At 49.5% G+C, this 25,003-nt stretch carries 21 protein-coding genes; 6 read left to right on the top strand and 15 right to left on the bottom strand.

Annotated elements, in window-relative coordinates; all coding sequences use genetic code 11:
* Positions 1-5: 5 nt before the first annotated feature.
* From AAGC78_RS03125 to AAGC78_RS03115, 3 genes are read right to left on the bottom strand one after another with little or no spacing between them, the layout of a single operon-like run.
* Positions 6-707 (bottom strand): HAD family hydrolase, encoded by a 702-nt coding sequence (locus tag AAGC78_RS03125; protein WP_435782574.1) that lies wholly within the window; start codon positions 705-707, stop codon positions 6-8.
* A 32-nt stretch (positions 708-739) separates the two neighbouring features.
* The gene (locus tag AAGC78_RS03120) at positions 740-2,125 is read right to left on the bottom strand and encodes an MFS transporter (protein ID WP_435782573.1); all 1,386 of its coding nucleotides are present in this window, start codon (positions 2,123-2,125) and stop codon (positions 740-742) included.
* Between the two features lie 17 nt (positions 2,126-2,142).
* A complete protein-coding gene (locus AAGC78_RS03115) occupies positions 2,143-2,838 on the bottom strand; it encodes a M15 family metallopeptidase (RefSeq protein ID WP_435782572.1) in 696 nt (231 codons plus the stop codon).
* Between the two features lie 209 nt (positions 2,839-3,047).
* On the opposite strand from AAGC78_RS03115, the gene AAGC78_RS03110 reads away from it, so the two are divergent.
* The 6 genes from AAGC78_RS03110 to AAGC78_RS03085 all read left to right on the top strand — a co-directional run bounded on the left by AAGC78_RS03110 (position 3,048) and on the right by AAGC78_RS03085 (position 8,080).
* Entirely contained in the window at positions 3,048-3,341 is a 294-nt protein-coding gene (locus AAGC78_RS03110; RefSeq protein WP_435782571.1) for a TfoX/Sxy family protein, read from the top strand.
* A gap of 114 nt (positions 3,342-3,455) precedes the next feature.
* Positions 3,456-4,253, top strand: coding sequence for a cyclic nucleotide-binding domain-containing protein (locus AAGC78_RS03105; RefSeq protein WP_435782570.1), 798 nt, complete (start codon positions 3,456-3,458; stop codon positions 4,251-4,253).
* A 350-nt stretch (positions 4,254-4,603) separates the two neighbouring features.
* Positions 4,604-5,479: a protease HtpX gene (gene htpX / locus AAGC78_RS03100; RefSeq protein ID WP_435782711.1), complete on the top strand. Its 876-nt coding sequence runs from the start codon at positions 4,604-4,606 to the stop codon at positions 5,477-5,479.
* Positions 5,480-5,497: 18 nt separating this feature from the next.
* Entirely contained in the window at positions 5,498-6,541 is a 1,044-nt protein-coding gene (locus AAGC78_RS03095) for a S1C family serine protease (protein ID WP_435782569.1), read from the top strand.
* The gene (locus AAGC78_RS03090; RefSeq protein WP_435782568.1) at positions 6,542-6,892 is read left to right on the top strand and encodes a Rieske (2Fe-2S) protein; all 351 of its coding nucleotides are present in this window, start codon (positions 6,542-6,544) and stop codon (positions 6,890-6,892) included.
* Positions 6,893-6,925: 33 nt separating this feature from the next.
* The gene (locus tag AAGC78_RS03085) at positions 6,926-8,080 is read left to right on the top strand and encodes an iron-containing alcohol dehydrogenase (protein WP_435782567.1); all 1,155 of its coding nucleotides are present in this window, start codon (positions 6,926-6,928) and stop codon (positions 8,078-8,080) included.
* Between the two features lie 92 nt (positions 8,081-8,172).
* Here AAGC78_RS03085 and hldE read toward each other — a convergent pair whose 3' ends face one another.
* The 12 genes from hldE to lysA form a co-directional block, all read right to left on the bottom strand.
* On the bottom strand, positions 8,173-9,597 hold the full coding sequence (gene hldE / locus AAGC78_RS03080) for a bifunctional D-glycero-beta-D-manno-heptose-7-phosphate kinase/D-glycero-beta-D-manno-heptose 1-phosphate adenylyltransferase HldE (protein WP_435782566.1): 1,425 nt from the start codon (positions 9,595-9,597) through the stop codon (positions 8,173-8,175).
* Between the two features lie 71 nt (positions 9,598-9,668).
* Positions 9,669-11,465, bottom strand: a complete 1,797-nt coding sequence (gene msbA, locus AAGC78_RS03075) for a lipid A export permease/ATP-binding protein MsbA (protein WP_435782565.1) — start codon at positions 11,463-11,465, stop codon at positions 9,669-9,671.
* A gap of 19 nt (positions 11,466-11,484) precedes the next feature.
* A complete protein-coding gene (locus AAGC78_RS03070; protein ID WP_435782564.1) occupies positions 11,485-12,696 on the bottom strand; it encodes an O-antigen ligase family protein in 1,212 nt (403 codons plus the stop codon).
* A gap of 14 nt (positions 12,697-12,710) precedes the next feature.
* Complete coding sequence (gene rfaP / locus AAGC78_RS03065; RefSeq protein ID WP_435782562.1) at positions 12,711-14,663, bottom strand: lipopolysaccharide core heptose(I) kinase RfaP; 1,953 nt, start codon at positions 14,661-14,663, stop codon at positions 12,711-12,713.
* Positions 14,660-15,769: a lipopolysaccharide heptosyltransferase II gene (gene waaF / locus AAGC78_RS03060; protein ID WP_435782561.1), complete on the bottom strand. Its 1,110-nt coding sequence runs from the start codon at positions 15,767-15,769 to the stop codon at positions 14,660-14,662. The genes rfaP and waaF overlap by 4 nt, the downstream gene beginning before the upstream one ends.
* A gap of 138 nt (positions 15,770-15,907) precedes the next feature.
* Positions 15,908-16,837 (bottom strand): branched-chain amino acid transaminase, encoded by a 930-nt coding sequence (locus AAGC78_RS03055; protein WP_435782560.1) that lies wholly within the window; start codon positions 16,835-16,837, stop codon positions 15,908-15,910.
* A gap of 110 nt (positions 16,838-16,947) precedes the next feature.
* Positions 16,948-19,932, bottom strand: a complete 2,985-nt coding sequence (gene glnE, locus AAGC78_RS03050) for a bifunctional [glutamate--ammonia ligase]-adenylyl-L-tyrosine phosphorylase/[glutamate--ammonia-ligase] adenylyltransferase (protein ID WP_435782559.1) — start codon at positions 19,930-19,932, stop codon at positions 16,948-16,950.
* Between the two features lie 118 nt (positions 19,933-20,050).
* A complete protein-coding gene (locus tag AAGC78_RS03045) occupies positions 20,051-21,151 on the bottom strand; it encodes an SGNH/GDSL hydrolase family protein (RefSeq protein ID WP_435782558.1) in 1,101 nt (366 codons plus the stop codon).
* Positions 21,152-21,195: 44 nt separating this feature from the next.
* Positions 21,196-22,140: a tyrosine recombinase XerC gene (gene xerC, locus AAGC78_RS03040; RefSeq protein ID WP_435782557.1), complete on the bottom strand. Its 945-nt coding sequence runs from the start codon at positions 22,138-22,140 to the stop codon at positions 21,196-21,198.
* Positions 22,141-22,178: 38 nt separating this feature from the next.
* Positions 22,179-22,871: a DUF484 family protein gene (locus tag AAGC78_RS03035; protein WP_435782556.1), complete on the bottom strand. Its 693-nt coding sequence runs from the start codon at positions 22,869-22,871 to the stop codon at positions 22,179-22,181.
* A 6-nt stretch (positions 22,872-22,877) separates the two neighbouring features.
* The gene (dapF, locus tag AAGC78_RS03030; protein ID WP_435782555.1) at positions 22,878-23,708 is read right to left on the bottom strand and encodes a diaminopimelate epimerase; all 831 of its coding nucleotides are present in this window, start codon (positions 23,706-23,708) and stop codon (positions 22,878-22,880) included.
* A 40-nt stretch (positions 23,709-23,748) separates the two neighbouring features.
* Positions 23,749-24,996, bottom strand: a complete 1,248-nt coding sequence (gene lysA, locus AAGC78_RS03025) for a diaminopimelate decarboxylase (protein WP_435782554.1) — start codon at positions 24,994-24,996, stop codon at positions 23,749-23,751.
* Positions 24,997-25,003 lie beyond the last annotated feature (7 nt).

The raw sequence follows: 25,003 nt of genomic DNA, 5'->3' as shown, positions 1-25,003 counted from the left end.
AACGATTAGCGCTTTAAAATTAACGGGATTAATTCGTCCATCGAGAAAAAGACTTCAGCACCCAATTCACGCATTGCGGGCAACAAGGTGTTATCACTGCCATCGTGATTCGGCGGGCAATAACCCAGCGGGCGCATACCCGCGGCCACTGCCGCTTGAATACCGGTGAGCGAATCCTCCACCACGATTGCCTGTTCCGCTGGAATTTCGAGAGTTTTTGCCGCGTGCAAAAATAAATCCGGTGCAGGTTTACCGCGTGTTACATCTTCAAAACTAAACACTCGCCCTTGCACATAAGAAATGATGCCGGTTTTTGCGAGAGTCATGCGCATTTTTTCATGCTTGCCGTTAGAAGCAACACAAAACGGAATCTGGTTATCGCGCAGATAATCCAACACCGGCATCACCCCTTTCACTGGCTCAAGCTGCTGCTCGCACACCACCAAAGTTTGCAATTGCACATGACGCCAGAATTTCGCCCCATGCTCGGCTTTTTCTGCATCCGAATAATTGTTCCAGGATTCCAGTTGCGACAATTCTTCGGTGATCATGCGAATGCAATCCGCCACGGATTTTCCGCGATAGGTTTCAAGAATGTAATCCGCATCAAGCGTGATGCCAATTTCTTTCAAACAATCACTCGACACCTGCGCCGAAATAATTTCACTATCAACCAATACACCATCGCAATCAAAAATAACTAACATACCGACACAATACCTCTGTGATACTACGTGAATTAGTTGGGCGCAGTTGAGGATGACGCGGGATACGGCGCCCTCAATAAAATCGCAAAGCCCAACACTAAAAATACAATCAAGGCCGCCATGCCGATGCGCGCGGAATCGGTGTAGAGCGTTAAACTCGCCACCGCCATGGGCGCTAAAAATGCAGTGGCGCGTCCGGAGAGCGCATACAAACCAAAGTAACGTCCTGCCTCATCTACGCTGACACTGCGTGCCAAATAAGAACGCGATGATGCTTGCACCGGGCCGAATGCCAAACCAATTAACAAACCAAAACCTATGTAGAATTTTTCTGCGGGTGTTGCAAATAATCCGCCGGAATCCTCGGCCGACAATTGCACCAGACCAAATAAACTATAGCCAGGACCAGTAGAAATAATGCCAACAGTGGCAATAATCAAACAGCCAAGACTCAACAACACAACGGTTTTTGACCCCATACGCGCATCTAATTTTCCCGCATAGACGCAGCCACCAATCGCGACAACCAATAACAAAATGCCGTAAATCCCCATCTCAATGGTCTGCCAACCAAACATGCCCGCAGCAAAAGTGCCGCCCAACGCAAGCAGGCCGTTTACACCATCCTGATACGTCATACGTGCAATTAGAAAACGTAAAATGCCGCGACGGCGAACCAATTCGCCCAGGGTGTTTTTTAATTCACCAATACTTTCTTTTACCGCGCTTGCAAGCGGGACGCCTTTGCTGGAGTCTGGAGTAAATAAAAACATCGGCAAAATAAAAATCAAATACCAGAGCGCAGCGTAGGGGCCGGTGATGCGAGCATCTTCACCGAGCGCTGCATCCAAACCAAATAAGGGCGCAATGCCAAGCAAGGTTTTTCCGGTAGCTGGATTACCGGCAAGCAATAACAACACACTGAATAACACCACCAATCCACCAAGATAACCCAAACCCCAAGCAAGATTGGAAATGCGGCCAATGTCTGCTTGCGGAATCAAGCGCGGCATCATCGAATCGTTAAACACAATGGAAAATTCCGCTGCAACCATCGCCAAAATAATGCACAACATCGGCAACCATAATGCTGAACCGGGTGCAGCAAACCAGAGCAACAGTAATGCAACAATTTTGATGCTGGCAAAAAATGCGATCCAGCGTTTGCGCGCGCCGGTTGCATCGGCAACTGCACCTAACACGGGCGCCATAAGGGCGATAATTATCCCGGCAATCATCACGGTATAGCCCCAAGCCGCTTGCCCCGCGACCGGATCATTTGCAAGGCGCGATACAAAGTAAGGACCAAAAATAAACGTGATCACCACGGTAAAAAATGGCTGTGCGGCCCAATCAAATAACATCCATGAGCGAATTGCTTTAGGCGATGCTGGCACAATCGGTTCAGAGTTTTTCAATCGCATTCCTTAAGGTGTTATTCAACACGAATAAAACGTTGGTAAATTTCGTCGAGGTGTTCCAGCACCGTATGCTTTAACTCCAGATCGGTCTGCTCCAACTGCTGGCGCAACAACGGCAGAGTCAGTTGTTGTGCAAATGCGTTGGCAAGGGGCGCATAACTCAAATGCCAGGGCTCGGGCGCTATGCCGCCGCGATCTTGCGCATAGGGTCTATAAAAATCGGGATGATAGAAATCACTGGAGCACATTGCCAATTCGTCACTCAGCCAATAATGGAATTCAGCAAAGGGGCCATTGCCCTGTGTTTCCTCAACGGTCAATTGCAATTGATAATTGTCGTCAATGCGCGAACCGTCATACACATCAATATCAGTGCCCCAATGATGGCGCGAAGCTCCAGGCAACGCAGACCAACGCAAGATCGCAAACACTTTATCGCGCGCAGATAACAAATTGATATCAAGCGCCACGCCTGCATCATTTAACACTGGTCGAAGGCCACGCGCCTTGTTATTCCAAATCAACAACTGCCGCTCAAAACTGCGATAACTACTGGCCACTTTCAATATAAAACCGGCACTGGCCGCACGCTGTTGTAAAAACGTCAGCGGCTCCACTAATCCTTGATGGACACGGCATGACAACGAGGGCATCTCTACCAGCTCGCGCTCATCCAACCCGAGCAATAATCTTTCAGTCCAATCAATCATGCACAAGCCTTGTTAAGTTGGATTTACAGATGAAATTTTTTGTAAAAAAGTGCGTCAATAAGCTGCTTTAGATACACCATTGATCGCGTTTTGCGCCCCGGTCGCGAGAAAACAATTGCACAAGACATGCAAGTATGTAAGATAAGCCTGCGCTGTAAACGGAAATTTAAAACACAACACCCGATAATAATAAATGGAGATTGCATTGTATGACTGCCTGTCATAGTGAGTTACTGCAATTAAAGAACCTTGGAATGGCATCGGTAAATATCCTCCGCGCTATAGGGATCAACACCCACGCCGACCTCAAACGCACTGGCGCTGTTGAGGCTTATCGCCGCATACGAGCCCGCGACATCAACGTTTCCAAAGTCATGCTGTACGCCTTGCAGGGTGCACTCATGGACGTACATTGGAACGATATCCCCCCTGACTTAAAAGCCCAACTGGTGAGCGAAGCTGAAATGCCCGACCAGGGAAGTTTCAATCAGGCGACGGCATAAAACGCACACAAAACTTTAATCGGTTAACAGACTGAGGTTTTAGACGCAGATTTTTCCCCGACACAGGCTACACTAAAAGCGCCTTACTAGTGCTTTTTTGTAACCGAGGGATATATGCATCTTCCTACCAAACAGTCTGACCTGATGTCCGAGCTGGCAGCCAAACTGCGCGGCCTGACCGAGCTTTTGTGCACGCAAACTACACCCGCTGATGATCCTTTTGTGATTGAAGCGGGCAGCGATATTTTTGCCGATATCGCACCGACACGGCTGCTCCTGATTACCGAAGGCCAAGTCGATTATTACCTGCACAATAAACTGGTGATGCATTTTTCCGAAGGCGATCTACTTGGCCTGCCCCGCTCGCTCAACCTCCCCCAAGGCCAATTCGCGTGCAAGTCGCCCATCACCGTGGTGGCTTATGATCGCGACACATTGGTTACACAAGCCAATAGCGATCTCAAATCCCAACGCACCTGGGCCTATTTACTGCTGTGTAATATCAGTTACTACGAGCAGGCACTCACCCAGGAATTGCGCACCGAATTCCAACCCTCCGCCGGCTTCCTGCATTTCAAAGCGGGCGATACGATTATCAAGCAAGGCGATGTTGCCGACCGGGTTTATACCTTGCTGGAAGGAGCAGCCGATGCCGTCTGCGATAACGTAAAAGTGGGCGAGATAAGCGCTAATGAAATTTTTGGGGCACTGGCCGTATTCACCCGCCAAACACGCATCGCGTCCGTTATTGCCACCACTGATTGCACCGTGCTGGCGGTACGCAAAGAAGAGTTCATCGCCCTTATCGAACACCAACCGCAAATTTGTTTGGGCCTGATTGAAGAAATGGCAGCCAAAATCAATCAGCTCAATAATCAACTGCTCAACCTGAAATCATCACAGGCAAACTAAATAAGAATTTTTCTCAAAAAGACTTGACGACGATAATGAGAACGATTATTGTTAACTCACTGCTGCACGGCATCTCCCGTACAACAGTCGAGAGGATTCAATAGTCGCCCTGCAAGTCGATTGCTGTTTCTTCTCACCCCTAGGGTCTTTCCTCTCCGAAAGTCTCTCGGCTAACACGGTTGCTTGGGCCGCCCTACAAGGCGGCCACTTTTCTTCCCGCCCATTTTATCCCGCATTTCCATTTTCCTTTCTTAACCCGGACGCAATTGAAATTCGTTTGGATCGCACTCATATATGCCCGTGACGTTGCGTTTGAGCAACGAACCAATTAACTCATGGGAGATATTATCGTGTTACGCATTGGCTTGTTTTTGTTAACTAACCTCGCGGTCATGCTCGTGGCAGGTGTGGTGCTGAGCCTGCTTGGTGTTGGCAACTATCGCACAGCAGCAGGTTTGGATTTATCAAGCATGCTGGTTTTCTGTGCTGTATTCGGTTTTGTTGGTTCTTTTATCTCCCTGTTTATGTCCAAGTGGATGGCCAAACGCAGCATGGGCGTGCAGCTGATCGAGCAACCACGCAACGCCGATGAACAATGGTTGGTGGACACTGTTACCAAACTGTCGGAAAAAGCCGGGATTAAAACTCCTGAGATAGGAGTGTTTGCTGCTCAGGAATCAAACGCATTCGCAACTGGCTGGAATCGTAACGCTGCGCTCGTCGCGGTGAGCCTTGGCCTGTTGCAACGCTTCGAGCGCGATGAAGTGGAAGCCGTACTCGCCCACGAAATCGGCCACGTTGCCAACGGCGATATGATCACCCTGAGCTTGATCCAGGGCGTGGTAAACACCTTCGTGATGTTCTTCGCGCGCATCATCGGCGACTTTGTTGACCGCGTATTGCTCAAGAATGAAAGCGGCCGCGGCTTCGGTTTTATGATCGCCACCTTCGTGGCTGAAATTGTGCTGGGAATTTTGGCCTCGATGATCGTGGCTGCCTTCTCGCGCTACCGCGAATACCGCGCTGACCACGCCGGTGCAACCTTGGCAGACCGCGGCGCAATGATCCGCGCCCTGCAACGTTTGCAAGCGGAATCCAATGCCGGTGTAGAAAGCCCGTTGCCGACCAGCATGCGCGCATTTGGTATCAGCGGTGGTGTACGTAATCTGTTTGCCAGCCACCCTCCGCTGGAAGCACGAATCCAAGCCTTGCGTGACAACGCTTAATTTGCGCGGAGATCGACAATGAGACTCTGGCGCTGGTTAATACTTATGTTTATGACTGGCGCCAGCGCCCTGAGCGCGACCGTCCAGGCTTTCTCAACCGATGACGAACGCAACAGTGTGGAAGTATTTGAAGCTGCACGCCCCAGTGTGGTGTTCGTCACCAACCAACAACTCGCCCGCGATCCCTACTCCTTCGATCTGGTAACCGTGCCACGCGGCTCGGGTACCGGGTTCGTGTGGAACGACAAAGGCTACATCGTCACCAACTTCCATGTGGTTGAAGGTGCACGGCAGATTACCATCACCCTGCAAGACCAATCCAACTGGCCCGCAACGGTAGTCGGCTTGGCGCCGGAGCGTGATCTCGCGGTACTGAAAATCGATGCCACCAAAGCCAAATTAAATGCCTTGCCATTGGGCGACTCGGGTGATTTGCGCGTTGGCCGTAAAGTCCTCGCCATCGGCAATCCGTTCGGATTAGATGCAACCCTCACCACCGGTGTTGTCAGCGCCTTGGGGCGCGAGATCATCTCCCCCAACCAGCGCAAAATTACCAACGTGATCCAGACCGATGCAGCCATCAATCCTGGTAACTCGGGCGGGCCGCTGCTGAATTCAGAGGGTAAGCTGATCGGCGTTAACACCATGATTTACAGCCCCAGCGGCGCCAGCGCCGGTATCGGTTTTGCGATTCCAGTGAATACCGTAAAAGAAGTAGTGCCCGAGTTGATTGCCCACGGTCGCCTGGTGCGCCCGGTACTGGGTATAGCGGTTGCGCCCGATCAATGGGCACAGCAAATTGGTATCGAAGGTGTGCCGATTTTGCGCGTCGAACCCAACTCACCCGCCGCTGAAATCGGACTGCAAGGTGCCAAACGCAATGCATGGGGGCAAATAACCCTAGGTGATGTTGTGGTCGCCATCGGCGACCATCCGGTGACTAACGACGATCAATTACTGAGCGCGCTGGAAAACTACAAACCAGGCCAAAAAGTCGACATCAGTGTCGTGCGTGACGGCAAGTTAGTGACCCAATCTATCCGTCTTGCAGCACCAAAGTAAGTGGAAAACACCCCGATAACACCGGAGGATAAACTGCGTCTCTGCGCCCTTGCCGACATCCCCGAAGGTGGTAGCAAGGGCTTCGTGTTTGGGGAGCGCAAACTTTTTGCGCTAAAACAGCAGGGCAAAATTTATCTCTATCGCAATAGCTGCCCGCATCTGGGGATTCCGCTGGAATGGGTGGAAAATCAATTCCTCGATGACAGCGGCAGCATGATCCAGTGCGCCAATCACGGCGCGCTCTTTGTTATCAAAACAGGCAAATGTGTGGCCGGCCCTTGCAGCGGGCGGGCACTTACCCCAATCAATTACAGCATTGAAGCGGGTGATATTTTTATCGCCCATTCGTAAATGCAATCGTGTAGCAGACCCGGAGAATCACTCATGCAAAATTTTACGTTTTCCAATCCCACCAAAATTGTTTTTGGTGAAGGCCAGATCAAAGAACTCGCCAATCTCGTCCCGGCCAATGCTCGCATTTTGGTGACCTACGGCGGCGGCTCGATCAAAAAGAACGGCGTTTACGAACAAGTTGCAAAAGCGCTTGAAGGTAAAACCTGGTTTGAGTTCAGCGGCATCGAACCCAATCCTCACTACGAAACACTGATGAAAGCCGTAGAGTTGATTAAAAAAGAAAAAATCGATTTTCTGTTGCCCGTTGGCGGCGGCAGTGTAATTGATGGCACCAAGCTGATTGCCGCAGCGGTGGATTTTGATGGCGAGCCATGGGACATAATGGCAAAGCATCAGCCGTTTTTTAGCGCTCTTCCGATTGGCTGCGTGCTCACCTTGCCTGCCACCGGAACCGAGAGCAACGGCAACTCGGTCATCACCAAAGCAGCAACTCAGGAAAAATTATCCTTCGGTAGTCCACTCGTTTATCCGCAGTTTGCAATCCTCGACCCCACCACCACTTACAGTTTGCCACCACGCCAAATCGCCAACGGTGCAGTGGATGCATTTGTGCATATCATGGAGCAATATCTGACTTATCCAGTCGATGCCAAAGTACAAGATCGATTCGCGGAAGGCTTGTTGATGACGCTTATCGAAGAAGGCCCTCGCTCACTTAAAGAGCCAACCAATTACATGGTTCGCGCCAATGTGATGTGGGCAGCGACTATGGCGCTCAACGGCTTGATCGGTGTTGGTGTTCCGCAAGATTGGGCCACCCATATGATCGGCCACGAACTTACCGCTATGCACGGACTTGATCACGCCCAAACTCTCGCAGTAGTTTTACCGGCAGTGATGCAACACCAACGCGATAAAAAGCGCGCAAAACTATTGCAGTATGGTCGTCGCGTCTGGAATTTGAATAACACCAACGAAGATGAATTGATTGATGCAGCTATAGCTGCGACACGCGGTTTCTTCGAGCAAATGGGCACACCTACTACATTGAGCGGTTACGGTGTTGGCCGCGAGTCCATCCCTAAATTGGTAGATATGCTAGTAAAACACGAACTGCTTGCGCTCGGCGAACACGGCGCAATTACACCGGAAGCATCGCGTGAAATTTTGGAATTAGCGGCGTAATAAATAAATTCCGAATAATAAAAAAGCCCCGCCAGTAACAATCACTGGCGGGGCTTTTTTATTGCATCGAAGTTTATTGCATCAAAACAAATTTACTGCCGCAAAATTTTGTTCACTATTGATGTGGTCGAGCAGTTGTCGTAAAAGCTAAGCACTTTAACGGAACCGTTGTAGGCTTTAACAATTTTGTGGCCGACAACCTGATCTTCACTGTAATCCCCGCCTTTAACCAATACATCCGGCTTAATACGACGCAATAAACGCTCAGGTGTATCTTCATCAAATGAGACCACCCAATCTACCGACTCAAGGCCAGCAAGTACCGCCATACGACGATCGAGTGGATTGATCGGGCGACCAGCGCCTTTCAAACGGCGGATTGATGCATCGGAATTAACCGCCAGTACCAATCGATCACCTTGTTTGCGCGCCTCTTCGAGATAGCCCACATGGCCAGCGTGAATAATATCGAAACAGCCGTTGGTAAATACAATTCGCTCACCACTTGCGCGCGCATCTTCCAACGCCATCAACAATTGTTCTTCGGTAACTACACCGCGCTCAGCGCCTTGCTCAGCGATAATCGCACGACGCAACTCAGGCGCACTGACAGTTGCGGTACCCATCTTGCCAACCACGATACCCGCTGCAAGATTCGCCAGTGCAGTCCCCTCAGGCAGAGACAAACCACACGCAATTACCGCCGCGAGTGTTGCAATAACAGTATCGCCTGCACCGGTCACATCAAATACTTCACGCGCACGCGCAGGAAGATGCAATTCAGACTGATGATGACGCAACAGGGTCATACCTTGCTCACCGCGAGTTACCAGTAAGGCTTGCAGATCCAACTCCTGCATCAGCGCCTCGCCTTTATTCACCATGTCCTGTTCGCTGGTGCATTTACCAACTACCGCTTCAAACTCGTGGAAGTTAGGAGTCAGGATAGTTGCACCGCGATAGCGACTGAAATCACTACCCTTAGGATCAACAAGTACCGGAACACCAGCATTACGGGCCATGCGGATAAGCGATTGGCAATCAAGCAAACTACCTTTTGCATAATCAGATAACACCAGAGCATCAGTTCGATTGATTAATCCCTTCACTTTGCTGGCGAATTCGCGACTGTCTGAAAGATCAAACTTTTCTTCAAAATCCATTCGCAACAATTGCTGATGGCGACTAACAACACGCAATTTGGTAATTGTTGGCTTGGTCGCCGATACATGAAAATTGGTATGTACCTTTGCCGCCTTTAATCGGTTATGCAGAATACGCCCGGCCTCGTCATCACCCACGATTCCGATTAGCGATACTCCGCACCCCAAAGCTGCCATGTTTAATGCGACGTTACCTGCACCACCAGGGCGGTCTTCCGTTTGATTGACATTAACTACAGGCACAGGAGCTTCAGGGGATATCCTTGAGCTACTGCCGTGCCAATACCGATCCAACATCAAATCACCAACAACCAATATGTGAGCACGCTCGAAATAAGGCATTGTTAAATGCATAAGTAACCCCGATTGTTGAAATCCATTAAAACCACATCCTGAAAAGTGTTAATTCTGTTGTTACTCACTTATCAGACCTCTATCAGAGATTGCTCGGATAGATCGTCGTCATCATTAAAATGCCGCGCATGGAGTCGCGCATAATGGCCGTTTTGTGCCAATAATTGTGAATGGGTTCCCTGCTCCACGATTTCGCCCTGATCCATAACAATAATCCGGTCAGCCCGTTCGATGGTCGATAAGCGATGGGCAACCACGAAAGTCGTGCGCCCAAGCATTACTTTATCTAAAGCGGCCTGAATAAAATGTTCTGATTCGTTATCGAGTGCCGATGTGGCCTCATCAAGAATCAAAATAGGTGCATCTTTCAATAGCGCCCGGGCGATTGCCAAACGCTGACGCTGACCACCGGATAACCGCGCACCTGACTCACCAATCATGGTATTGAAACCATCGGGTAACTGTTCAATGAAGGGGGTAGCGTAGGCTGCATCAGCGGCGCGACGAATCGCATCCATATCGCTGCCCCTTAAACTGCCGTAAGCAATATTGCCCGCAACGGTATCGTTAAACAAGGTCACCTGTTGGTTAACTAACGCACTTTGCGCACGCAAATTATCAAGTTGATACTCACGTATCGGAACGCCATCAATCAGCACCTCACCTTCCGTAGCATCGTGAAAACGGTTGAGAAGGCTGATCAGCGTGGATTTTCCGCTGCCAGAGCGCCCGACTAACGCAACAACCTCTCCGGCAGTGACGCGTAAATTAATTTTATTTAAGGCATGTTTGGATTGGTTTGCATAACAAAATGTTACATTTTTGAAATCAACATCACCCTTGGCGCGCTCGCTTTTATAAGTACCGACATCCTCTTCTGTAGGAGAGTCAAGTAATGTAAATACACTATCTGCTGCCGCAACGCCTTTCAACACGGTAGGCGCCACTTCACCCAAACGACGCATGGATGGCAGCATCATTCCCGCTGCAGTCATATAGGCAACAAATTTCGCGGGATCTGCAATCTCCATAAAACTCAGCGCAATAAAAATTAACGCTGCCATGGCGGCAGCAACAATCAGTTGAATAAGCGGGGTGTTTGCGGCCGAGGTCACCACAATTTTCATATTTTGTTGGTAATTTTTTTTGCTGGCATCTTCAAAGCGTTGCTTTTCATATTCCTCACCACCAAAGCTACGCATTACCCGCACACCATTAATCATCTCACCCGCCACCTGGGTAATGTCACCCACGGAGTTTTGCACTTTATTGCTCAAGCGACGCAAGCGCTTGCCCACCATCGACACCAGCAAACCAATCACTGGCGCAATCAGGACAAAAATCATCGTCAACTTCCAATCCATTTGAATCAGAGTTGCGAACAAGAAAATGATTGTCAGTCCTTCACGTAAGGTAATCTTTAATGCATCTGTTGCCGCCGCCGTTACACCGTTAATGTTGTAGGTGATCACCGAGATAAGGTGCCCTGAGCTACTTTGGTCAAAATGCGCATTCGGCAATTGCGTCATATGGTTGAACACTTGGGTGCGTAAATTATGAATAACGCTAAACGCAATTTTGGACAAATAAAAAGCCCCGAGAAATGCGCCAATACTGCGCAAGACTGTAATACCCATCACTTGCAAAGGCACGAGATAACGATCAGCTGGATTGTTATCGGAGATAACATGGATCAAATTTTCCAACGTGTGCACAAATAATTTGTTCGAATAACCATAAAGCGCAAAACCAATAATGCCGACAGTAAACAGCAGCCAATAGGGTTTCACATAGGTGAGCAAGCGCTTGTAAACAACCCAAGCTGAGGCCTCACCCACGACAGTATTTTTTTTCAGATCAGTACTCATAACTTATCCAGTGATAAATTTACTGTTTGATATTTAATTCAGATGTTACTGGCGTTGCAGGGTTTAATAGCTGCGAGCTTACCAAAGCGCCAATTAGCCCCGCCGGCAACCAGATACAAAACCATTTGGGATCAATTTGCCAAAAAAAACCACGCGAATCGACCAACGAATAAATGCAGCCAAATAACAACCATAACAACAGTGGATAATGTTCAGGCCGCAGGATTGAATGGCGTAACAGGTAGGCGAAATAAATTACACTTAATCCAACACCAACAACGCCAGTGCGGTAAAACATATCCAGCCAGGCATTGTGCGCATGATTAAATATGCTGCCATCACTCAGTGTAATGCGCCCTTCTTCTTCCAAACCTATCCCCCAGATGGCGTAACCCTGAATGGTGCGATTAAAAACCTCTGCCCAAATCATATCGCGCAAACTAATACCGCGTTCAAAAAGCAAATTGTGAACCTGATTACCCAACGCATAAGCGACGACAATTAACGCCAGCAATGCTGCAATCTGAAGTAGCCATTTATTAGTACTGCGACAATAGAGTATGGCTGCAACGGGTATCAACAATGCCAACCCACCAAGCGCAGCACGACTTTGGGACGCCAACACAGACACAACAATTAGTGCGATACATAGCAAATAGTAAGCGCCTTGTTTTACGGTCGACGAACGCAACCAATCGATATAAGCAAGCAGAGTCAGCACCCCAAACACCGAGCCGATATGATTGGGATTACGCGTCACACTCCAACCTTCAATGCGCGCGGAAAAAGGATGCTGCGTGTAAAATACAATCAGGTTAACAACCGATGTAATTGCTCCAACAGCAATCAGCATTTTGATAATCACTGCAACATTAATCAGTCCACGCTGAGCCATCCAACCCAATCCACACAACCAGCTGGCTAAAATAAAAAACTGCAAAATAAAAAAACCGGGATCCGATTCCGGCGCCCAAAAAGTCGTGAGCGCGGAGTAACCAGCAAATAGTAACCCTAGCAGAGTGAAGCCTCCGCCATAGGCAGCAATTGATGGTTTACGCCAAGGGAGCAAACACAACATAGGAATAAAAAGACAAAGCGCGTAAATACCCTCAAGTCCATCACGAGAAGGCGCCCACATAAATGCGCTGATAAATACCAGCAGACCTACTGATACCCATGCGGCTATTTTTTTCTCCCGATAGAGCGCATCGTTAAAAAATGCTAATGACATTAAAATTCCTTATATCAATGAAGCGCAGGTGCATGGCCAAAATCACGCCAATACATTTTTGATGCCCGACGCTGAATCTGCTTTAGCAACGGAGTCTTGGTGGTCAAAATTTCACGCACCGGGCAATCAAAATACACAGCCAAAAAGCGCAATATATCGCGACGACTAAAGCCAAGATTCAACGTTGAATAATAGAGCGCAGCCAAATCTTTGATTTGCCATCGAAGCGGTACTTGCGCACGGCATTGAGCGCGATGCAAATCAATTAAATAAATATCCGGCGGTCCACCTGCCACAATAGAAGCCGGTTTAAGCATAAAGTGGCAAAGGTAAAAGTCGCGGTGATTAATGCCTGCGCCGTGGAGGGTGCGAGCCATCACGGCAAGACGCCGAAGAATACTTCGTTGGGTCTTAATCGCGACTGAATGTTGCTCGAAGTAATGATCCAGTTGGATAACGTCATCAAGCTCCCGAGTCACGATAAATGACTGCTGCTTCGCCGGATTTTTACCGCGCAGCCCATAGGCCACAGGCACCAGACTGGGGATAGCCAAGGCGCGTAATTTAGTGAGTGCCTCCCACTCATTTTTTGCCCCCAATATCGGCAGGCGCAAACGAACCAGATTTTTGATGATCTCGCGCCAACCTACGCCGCGATGCCATTTGCGATAGTAGGCGCACCCATTTATTTCAAAGCGCAGGGTTTGCCGATCGGGCATTTCGCGGGCAATCGGACCGGCGAGCGACGCAACCAAAGCAAACACATCCTGCCCCTGCCAAGCCTCAATCATCTCATCGCACAAGATCCACTCATTGGTTGCAGCGGATTGCACTAACGGAATGGATACGGGAGCACGCGCAATACGCTCAAGCTCATTTACTGCGCGATCAGGGCGCGCAAAAATATCACTCGCATGAGCAAACTGCTCTGCTTTGGATGACCATTCAACAGAATCAACTGCTAACAACTTTTGCATTTGTGTTGCTACGAATTTTGAATCATCCGGAACTAACAACAATTCGCCCATTGCATAATCAACGACATAATGAGCATAGCCGCAAACTGGCGTCACCAACACCGGGATAGCCGATAGCATAGCCTCGAGAATGACATTACCAGCAACTTCTTTGTAGGCTGGATGCAGTAGCAAATCGCCAGCAGCGTAGATATCTGCCATGTCGCTGCGACCACCTAAAAATTTCACCGCATCACTCAAACCAAGCGACACAATTAACGCTCGAAATGGTCGCGCATCGCCGTTGCCAACCACAGCGAGCCTCGCGTTCGGATTATTTTTACGGAACTCTGCAAAGCTGCGCAGACTGCGATCCAAACCTTTGGTTTTAAAACCTGAGCCGACGCACAAAATTAAACAGGCATCATCAGCAAGTGCCAATTCTGCACGCACTTTTTTTCGTGCAGAATCTCGCAGTTCATAGGAGCTTATTAGCTGGCGGTCAACACCGGGAGGCAAGAGCGTCTGCCGCGCATCAAGTGTTCCATAATACTTGGCAAAAAATGGGCGCTCAGCTGCAGAGACTTCGAGAATATGTGTTTTGCTTAGATGAGAATAAACTGCTGTTTCGTAACGCAGATAAAGTTTTGCGCGCGCCGTTAAACGATAGAACCATGCTCGCTCTTCGTAAGCTTTTTTGGTAAAACAGGAATCACCGGCAAAATAGACATCAAGCCCCGGCATTTTATTAAAGCCGACCAAAAGGTCGAATTGAGCTTGATCGAATTGGCGAGTGAAAGCTTCAACAAAATTTTTAACTCCGGCAACATTAAAAAATCCGGAGCTTTTTATTTCAACAACATCAATGCCGGAAACTTTTTCACCTTGCCAGCTTTCGCAAAAAATACTGACGCTATGCCCTCTCGCTTGCGCAGCTTGGGCGATTGCCAGCATATCGCGCTGCAATCCACCGAAAGGGAAATAGCGAAAAATAACGAAGGCTAATTTCATCCTCGCGCTTCCGCGAAAATGACGGCAGGTGAAGATACGAGCGTATCGAGCGCTTGCAACACTTGTTGCGGCATTAATTCACGCAAACATTTGTGGTGCACCTTGGGACACTCACGCTCAAAACAGGGAGCACATTCAATTTCTTTACTGATAATACTGACTTGTTTGCTCAGTGGCGGTGTATGCTCGGGGGAGGTTGAACCGTAAATAACAGCAAGCGGTTTTTGCAATGCAGCAGCGATATGCATTAAACCTGAATCATTACTTAGCACTGCATCGGCGCACGCCATTAATTCGATAGCCTCACCGAGTGAAGTGCTACCGGCCAGGTTGTGGCAATGCACGCGCTCGTCATCCAACAATAAGTTGCGGATTACATCTGTTACTTGCCGATCTTTTGCGGAACCCATTAACCAGACTTGCCAACCTGCACGAATTTTTTCATCCACTACTTCAGCAAAATAATGTTCCGGCCAGCGTTTGGCTGGACCGTATTCTGCACCGGGGCAAAGTATCAACAGCGGGCGATCCAGCTGCAATGCAAACTTTGTTAATAATTGTGGCCGCTGTGATTGATCGACATGCAATTCCGGATAAGGAAATTCAGTTAGCGGCTCTGCTTCTTTTGGCAGCGCCAGCGCAGCGTAGCGCTGCACCATTAACGGATAACGTTTTTTATTCAGTGCGCGCACATCATTTAATAATCCGTAGCGCATCTCGCCGCGCCAACCGGTGCGCAGTGGAGTATTGGCAAAGAATGGAATGAACGCGGATTTAAACGAGTTGGGCAATACAATCGCTTGATCGTAGCCTTTATCGGCGAGGGATTTCCCCAATGCACGTCGCTCGCCCAAACCAAATTTACCGTGGCCAAGTGGCATATCAATGACATCTGCCACTTCAGGCATGCACGCAAGTAATTGACGCGTCCAACCGGAAGCTAACACATCAATTTGCACTTGTGGATTACGCAGCTTGAGCAATTTAAACAGGGTTTGCGCCATCATCATATCGCCAATCCATGCAGGGCCAATCACCAAAATTTTTTGGATTTTTTTCAGCTCGGCAGGAAAATCCTTTTGACTTACAAACAAGGGTTCACTCATAGGCGACGTTTCGATGTATAGGAAAGAGTGCTTTTATAAAAACCGGACACTAACCGCAACAACATTCACATAAAAAAACAAAACTGCAAAACGATAACGGAGCCGTGAGGCTCCGTTATCGCGATTGTCACTTGGCTGCTATTTCGCAACCGGTGCCAACCAGTTGGTGTGCTCAGGTAATTCACCGCGCACAGATTTGAAATACAAATCTTGCAAGCGAGTCGTGATTGGACCACGACGACCTTCACCAATTTGACGGCCATCCAATTCGCGGATCGGCAATACTTCTGCTGCAGTACCGGTAAAGAAAGCTTCATCAGCGATATACACTTCATCGCGCGTGATGCGTTTTTCTTTGATGGTGTAACCGCAATCGGCTGCTAATTGGAAAATAGTGTTGCGGGTGATGCCGTCGAGACAAGAAGTCAGTTCCGGCGTGTAGATAATACCATCGCGCACCAGGAAGAAATTCTCACCACTACCTTCTGCCACGTAGCCTTCGTTGTCGAGCAACAAAGCTTCTTCACAACCACTGTCCAGGGCTTCTTGCAGCGCTAACAATGAGTTGATGTAGTGACCGTTAGCTTTCGCTTTACACATGGAGATATTCACGTGGTGGCGAGTGTAGCTTGAGGTGCGGATACGGATACCTTGATCGCGCGCTTCCGGTGACATGTACGAAGGCCAGTGCCAGGCAGCAACCATTACATGTACTTTCAGGTTGTCAGCGCGCAGGCCCATACCCTCAGAACCGTAAAACGCCATCGGGCGCAGGTAAGCTTCAGCAAGTTTGTTTTCACGGACAACTTGTTTGTGCGCGTCATTCACCACATCTTTGGTGAATGGCATTTTCATACGCATGATGTGCGCAGAGCGGAACAGGCGATCAGTGTGTTCTTGCAGACGGAAAATGCTGGTACCCAAAGTTGAGCTGTTGTAAGCGCGCACGCCTTCAAACACGCCCATACCATAATGCAAAGTGTGGGTTAATACGTGAACCTTGGCATCGCGCCATGGAATGAGTTCACCATCGAGCCATATAACGCCGTCGCGATCGGCAAAAGACATAGCAACTCCAAATTCTTTATCAAAAAAAGTCTGTGTTAGAAAAATTCTGTCTGTTCGGGGATTGTCGGCGCAGCCTCAGCTGCGCACGATTCAGTATTCGGGGCGCACCATCAATCGTGATCGATTAGCTGCTGCCACAAAGCCGTGACTTGCGCGCGTTCGCTCAGGAAGTGATTGTCGCCTTCTAGTACCGCCTCCTGACGCTGTAGCGCGAGGCGGTGCCCGGTGGATCGGTATGCTTTGTAAGCCGCGATCAGGTGGGCCACGGACTGGGCATCGAGTAAGCCTGCCTCTTCCAGTGATCCGAGTATGCGAATGTTGTCCGTGTACCGGATGATCTCAGGTGCTTTTGCAGCCCAAGCCAAAGCCGCGTATTGAACCATAAATTCAATATCCACGATACCACCGGAATCCTGTTTCAAATTAAATAACACCGGTGTTTTCGGGCTGTTTAGATGGTTTGGTTTGGATTTTCCCTCGCTTCCTAACTGCTCGCGCATTTTGCGGCGCATTTCGCTTACATCCGCACGCAATTTGTCCAGATCCCGCTCCCGTGTGAGGATGCGCTGACGCACCTGCTCAAACAGCTCGCCGAGCGCGGCATCGCCCGCAACCACCCGTGCGCGCACCAGTGCCTGATGCTCCCAGGTCCAGGCCTCGTTGGCCTGGTATTTCTCAAACGCCGTGAGTGACGACACCAGTAACCCCGAGTTGCCAGACGGGCGCAAACGCATATCCACTTCGTAAAGCTTGCCGGACGGGGTGTAGGTATTAAGCACATGGATAATGCGCTGGCCGAGGCGGGTGTAAAAAGTCGTGTTATCGATAGCGCGCTCGCCATCGGTCTGCAGATTGGAATCGGTATTGTGGATAAACACCAGATCCAGATCCGAACCGTGCCCCAATTCGATCCCGCCCAATTTGCCGTAGCCGACAATCACAAAATCCGGCGCGGTATCGACCGAACCATCGCTGCGGCGCGGCCGGCCATGACGCTCGACCATGTGCTCCCACCCCAAATTCAGCACATGCTCCAGCACCACTTCGGCGATGTAGGTCAGGTAGTCACTCACCTTCATCAGCGGCAACGCACCGGTCACTTCACTCGCTGCCACACGCAATGCATGCGCCGAGCGGAAATAGCGCAAGGCTTCCATATGCCCTTCAAGGTCATCCCAATTCAAGCGCAACACATCGCGGCGCAATTCATCGCGCAACAATTCTTTATCCGGCGGAGCATAAAGACTTTCCGGTGTTAACAGCTCATCCAGCAACACCGGATACTGCGCAAGCTGATCGGCGATCCAAGGACTCGCGGCGCACAGTTTTACCAGCTGCTGCACAGCAGTTGGGTTCTCCACCAGCAACACCAAATACGCACTGCGGCGCGCGACAGCTTCAATTAGCGGGACGACGCGCGCAAAAGTTTCGGCAATAGTAATCGGCAAGGTGGGGCCAAAGGCTTCGTGCACAATTACTTGCAGCAGGCGCGGAATAAATGCATCGAGCCGCGTGCGTGCACTTGCCTGCATCGAGAGCGCTGCGCGCCCTTCGCGCAAGTCGGCGAGATTTTTCAGCAGCGCTTCCGGCCCTTCGATATTGCGCGCCGTCAACAATTGCACTGCATCTTCACCCTGCAGGCTTCCCTCCCATAACCCCAGCCAAAATGCCAAGGCCTTTTGGTCGACCGAATCCTCTTCATCGGGAGCGGCAATTACGGCTTTAAATTCCGCATTCACGCGCTGGCGATAGGCACTGAGCGTTGCAAAAAAACTATCCCAATTTTCAAATCCCATCACCCAAGCAAGGCGCAACTGACCGACCGGATCAACCGGTAAGGATTGGGTTTGTTTATCTTGATAGCCTTGAATGGCGTGCTCGGTATTGCGCAGAAAAATATAGGCTTCAAGCAATGCGGAACCAGCGCCCGGTGGCAAATAATTTTCCTGCTCCAAAAATGGCAAGAGCACCGGCACTTTGCGTTTGCGTAAATTGGCATCGCGGCCACCGCGAATCAATTGGAAAACCTGCACCACAAATTCCACTTCGCGGATGCCGCCCTCCCCCAATTTCACATCAAGATTCATTCCTTTGCGCTGCACTTGCCGCGCAATCAACCCTTTCATTTCACGCAGTGATTCAATCGCGCTGAAATCAATGTATTGGCGATAGGTAAACGGCTGCAGCATTTGCCCCAGCAATTTACGCGCGGCAATTTGCCCTTCACCACCCGCCATCGCCACAGTGCGCGCCTTGATCATCGCGTAGCGCTCCCACTCGCGCCCTTGCGTCTGGTAATAATCCTCCATGCCCACAAAGCTCATCGCCAGCGCGCCGCTCTGACCGTGCGGGCGCAAACGCATGTCAACGCGGAATACAAAACCATCAGCAGTGACTGTATCCAAACTTTTAATCAACTTTTGTCCGAGCTTGATAAAAAATTCCTGGTTACTGATCGCACGACTCGCATGATTGGTTTCACCGCCCTCGGGGAAAGTAAAAATCAAGTCGATATCGGAAGAGACATTCAATTCCCCCGCACCTAATTTGCCCATGCCCAACACCATAAAGGGCTGCGCCAAACCCGACTCTCGCCCAATCGGTGTGCCGTACATTTTTTCCAGCGCGCGGTAATGAAATTCCGCCGCGAGCAATATCGATTTATCCGCAAAGCGCGATAGCTCCGCGGTGATTTCACGCATATCTGCCACACGGTTCAGGTCGCGCCAGATAATCCGGATCATCGCCATCTGCCGCTGCCGCCGCAGACACACATCCAATTCTGCATCGGTATTACACGCATTTACTGCCGCAGCAAATGCATCAAGATGTGAGTCTGCCTGCACTTCAAACAGCGCGCCGGATTGCACTAATTCAATTAAGTACTGCGGCCGCTGCGCCGATGTCTTGGCAATAAATTCACTTGCAACAAACGCGCGTGTCAGCTGACGAAAAAATTCATCAATAGAAATTGAAACTGGCAATAGATCGCGCGGATGCACCAAACTCTGGCTCAGCACCGCAGCTTCAAATTGATCCCAGTAACGCTGGGCGGGGGCATGTAATTCGGCGGGAATTCCGGAAAAATTCAGCATAAATGCAGGACTCACATCTCGATATAGTTGTTAGGGCTTAAGGTAGTTAGGCAGACGCATCCAACCCATAGAAAGCCCAAGCAATACAGCATTCATTTAGTGAATGCTGTTCGTTCAATTAATTCCATAACCCAGGATTAGCGTTAATGTAACTTATCAAAATTTTCGCTGCATTTTTGTGGTCTGTTTCTGAAGGATGCCAATGGCATGCCGAGAGCTCTACCGCTTTTGTGGTGAGCAAGCCGGCATCACGCATTCCCTCTTGCTTCAGCGCTTTAATTACACGCGCAATTTGGTTTTCCAGCTCATCTCCAGACACTGCATATGAAAGCAATATAAAGTGGGCGTTAGGATTTTTTGTGTGCAAACTCAAAATGAAATCTTTGTAGCTCTTCACATAGTCATCTTGTAAAGCTTCGCGGGTTTTCCATTTTTCGCCAGCATTTAACGGCGTAGCAAAATCATTGCCGCCCAAACCGATAACAATAATATTGGGTGACCAATCACTTTTGTAGAGCACACCTTTGTCATTCAGTGAGTAAGGGTAAAGCGAGAGAAAGGTATTCTCCGGAAAAGCACCGTTGTAGTTACGCACCACACCAAAGCCCGACAACGCATTAATTTGATAGTCCGCATTAAATGCTTTAGCAGTCAGTGCTGCGTAGGTTAATTGCGTATCAGTGAAAGAGACAATTTCCTCCTCGCCGCACTCACGCTTGGACGACCGAATACCATAACCAACAAGGGCTGAGTCGCCAATAAACTCCATACTACGCTTCGGTTTTTCCAAGGTAATGGCTTGGCTATTTTTTGGAATAAAAAAACCTTCAAAGGTTCCCGTGCCGTAGAGTGTTTCGGTGCGCTTTTCAATTCGAACGCGGTGCTTACCTTGAGGTAAATTATTAATGGAGTAGGTTGTCCTACCTGGTTTTGTAAGTACGACAGGCGCTTGCCCATCAACAATAATATTTAATACGTTATTGCTATCATTTAATTTCAAATCAACTTCGGTACCGACAAAAGCCGCCTCGAAATAAACGCCAGGCCATGAATAAGTGTAAGTAGGTATATTATTCAGTTCACCAATAACCACCCTGCCACCATGATGCAGCGGCAATGGTTTCTTTTCTTCAGTGCTTTGTGAAAAAGCAGTCACTGAAAAGAGTGTTAGCACAAACACAGCCAAGCTAATTACGGATTTTAAAAAAGCATTACTCATCAAACAATTCCTTATTAGTATTTGCAAGTTCAAGCAATCCCCCACTACAACTCATCATCTCCATCCGTCTTCCTCCCTGCGCGCGGATGCGCCTTGTCATAAACTTTTGCAAGGTGTTGGAAATCGAGATGAGTATAAACCTGGGTAGTGGAAATATTGGCGTGCCCGAGGAGTTCCTGTACCAAGCGTAAATCACCGCTGGATTCGAGCATGTGGCTGGCGAAAGAGTGACGAAGCATGTGGGGATGAACGGGGTTGTCCATGCCTTGTTTTATGCTGAGCTGTTGCAAGCGCATTTGCACCGCGCGATGACTGATGCGCTGACCGCGATGAGTGGTGAACAGCGCCTGCTCATCATCTTGCGTATAGAGTTTGCGTGCAGCTAACCAGTGATTGAGCGCACTGAGTGCGAGAGAACCAACCGGAAGCGTGCGTGTTTTGTTGCCCTTACCGGTGACGGTAAGCATGGCATCGCCCCAATCGATATCATTGAGATTCAAGCTCACCGCTTCCGCCAAACGCAATCCCGATGAATAAATTAATTCAACCAGTGCTCGGTCGCGTTTGTTAATAAAATCGTCACCCTCGACTTGCACAAATTGCGCAGCCTGATCAGCATCCAGTGTTTTGGGTAAGGCTTTTGGCGATTTTGGTGCAGCTATACCATCAGCGACATTATTTTTTATCCAGCTACGCCTGATGCAAAACTGAAAAAAACTACGCACTGACGAAAGCCAACGCTGCAGGCTTTTCCCGCCCAATCCATCGCGATGCAATTGTGCAACTGCCATGCGTATATGATTTGGATTCAGCTGCTGTAGTTCGCTGAGCGATTTTGCCGCACAAAAACTTTGGAATTTTTCCAGATCGCGTGCGTAATTCGTTTGGGTATGGATCGATAACTGCCGCTCACTGCGCATGTAGGTATAAAACGCAGTGAGCTGTTCAGTGAAGGGCAAGGACGTAGCTGGTGGAGAAAGGTCGTTCATAAATCTCCGCTGGGCAGTCTCGCAGATGGTATCAAGAATTAGCGCGGCAAATATTTTGGCAATAAACGATTGAGCACTTCGGCAATATAACTCAAAAACAAAGTGCCCATACTGGAGCGATAATATTGTGGGTCGCGGTTGCCGATGCTGAGCAAACCAAACACGCTACCGTGAATAAGCGGCACTGTGGCAACCGAGCCAATCTCGTTAGCATGTTCACCAAAAATAAATTCCATTTCTTTGGCACCGAGGGTGCCGCACACGGCGCGGCTATTTTTTAGTAGCGGGCCAACGTGTTCACGCGCTTCAGCGATTGAGACAATACGTGCCTGGCTGCTGGGAATTTTTTCGGTGTTACCAAACAAAATAACGCTGGTGAAATGGATATTGAAATCTTTATCAAAACTGTAATGCAGGGCATCAATAATATCACCCATGTCTTGCCCTTCAATCAGGCTCAGCACCAAACGTTTGCTCTTATCGAACAACTTGTCGTTATCGCGCGCGTTGTCAAGCAATTTGCTCAAGCGATGGCGCATATCGATATTGCGCTCACGCAAAATCGCGACCTGCCGCTCCACCAATGACACAGCAGAACCGGAATCGTGTGGCAGGGTTATCTCTGCCAATAAATCCTGATGCTGTTCAAAAAAATCCGGATTCTCGCGCAAATACGCTTCGATTTGTTCCGGTTCCAGTGGATCTGCAAGAGTCGCGATTTTTTCGTTCATAGCGTTTTAGATTTTTATTTGTCCGTGGAAGACGGTAACCGCAGGCCCCGTCATGATCACCGCCTGACCTTCGCCCGGCCACTCGATATGCAAACTGCCACCGGGTAAATTAACTTTTACTTTTTCATCGAGCAGACCGCGCAAACGACCGGCGACCACAGCACCGCAGGCACCGGTACCGCAGGCGAGGGTTTCGCCAACACCGCGCTCGAATACACGCAAATTAATTTCATTGCGCGACAGGATCTGCATAAAGCCCGCGTTCACGCGCGCGGGAAAGCGCGCATGGCGTTCGATCAACGGGCCAAGTTCTGCAACCGGTGCGGTTTTGACATCATCGACCACCAGTACACCGTGAGGGTTGCCCATGGATACGGCGGAAATGTCGTAGGTCTTGCCTGCAACCTCAAATGGATAAGTCACTGCTTGTGCATCGGCAACAAACGGAACTTGTGCAGGTTGCAAACGCGGTGCGCCCATATCGACGCTCACTTGCTCGTCTTGCTGCACGCGCAATTCAATCAAGCCACCCGCGGTTTGCACTTTGATAATACTTTTGCCAGTCAATTTGCGCTCGCGCACAAATACAGCGAAGCAACGGGCACCGTTGCCGCAATTTTCTACTTCACTGCCATCACAATTAAAAATGCGGTAGCGGAAATCCACATCGGGGGCGTCCGGGGTTTCAACCAATAAAATCTGGTCGCAACCCACACCGAAATTACGGTCAGCGATATAGCGGATTTTTTCCGGAGTTAAACGCACACTTTGGCTGACACCATCGATCACGACGAAGTCATTACCCAAACCGTGCATTTTGCTAAAACGTAAACGCATAATCATATCCGTTATAAAAACGTGCTATTCCGGCGACGTACTATTCAGGTAAAAGAGTCTCGCCGCGAATCATATCTTCAAAGGTTTCGCGCGCGCGCGCCAAGTGCATTTGATCGCCATCCACAACCACTTCGGCAGCGCGGCCACGGGTGTTGTAGTTGGAACTCATACTGAAACCATAGGCGCCAGCGGACATTACTGCCAGTAAATCGTCCGGCTCAATTGCCAAGGCGCGGTCTTTACCGAGGAAATCGCCGGTTTCGCAAATCGGGCCAACCAAATCCCATTGGCGGGTTTCTGCCGCGCGCGGCTTCACCGGGCGAATGTCTTGCCATGCTTGATAGAGCGATGGACGGATATTGTCATTCATCGCCGCATCGATCACTGCAAAATTTTTGTGCTCGGTTGGTTTCAAAAACATCACTTTGGTGAGCAGCACACCGGAGTTTGCCGAAATTGAACGGCCCGGCTCAAACATCAACGCTAATTTGCGATCACCCAATTTGGCTTTGATCGCTGCCATGTAATCAGCTACTGGCGGCGGTGTTTCATTGCGATAGGTAACGCCCAAACCGCCACCCAAATCGAGGTGCGAAATATGAATACCGCTGCTCGCTAATTCATCGACCAGAATTAACAAGCGGTCGAGCGCATCCAAAAATGGAGTCAGCTGGGTAAGTTGTGAGCCGATATGGCAATCAAGACCTTTGATCGCAAGGCTCGGCAATTGCGCCGCACGCGCATAGACCGCCGGTGCGCGCTCAATGGCGATGCCGAATTTATTTTCTTTCAAACCGGTAGAAATGTAGGGATGGGTATTTGCATCCACATCGGGATTTACCCGCAGTGACACGCTGGCCACTTTGCCTTTTTCTGCCGCGATTTGTGCGAGCAATTCCAGCTCCGCTTCTGACTCAACGTTAAAGCAGAAAATACCGACATCCAATGCGCGCGCAATTTCGTCGGCACTTTTACCCACACCAGAGAACACAATGCGCGATGGCTGGCCACCGGCGAGCAACACCCGCTCCAATTCGCCACCGGAAACGATATCGAAACCGGCACCCAGTTTGGCGAGCATATTTAAAATCGCCAGATTGGAGTTGGCTTTGATCGCGTAACAAATCATGCCCGGATGCGAACCCAAGGCTTGCGCGTAGGATAAATACTGCTGCGTAAAAGCCGCGCGGCTGTAGACATAACAGGGCGTACCGAAGCGTTCGGCAACGGCGCTCAGCGGGGTATCTTCAACGTAGAGTTCACCATTGCGTTCAATGAAATGCTGCATAAAAAAT

The sequence above is a fragment of the Cellvibrio sp. genome (assembly GCF_039207905.1).
In the GTDB taxonomy this organism is placed as follows: domain Bacteria; phylum Pseudomonadota; class Gammaproteobacteria; order Pseudomonadales; family Cellvibrionaceae; genus Cellvibrio.
The sequence above is the reverse complement of the archived record's forward strand: the minus strand, read 5'-3'. Positions and strand labels throughout refer to the sequence as shown.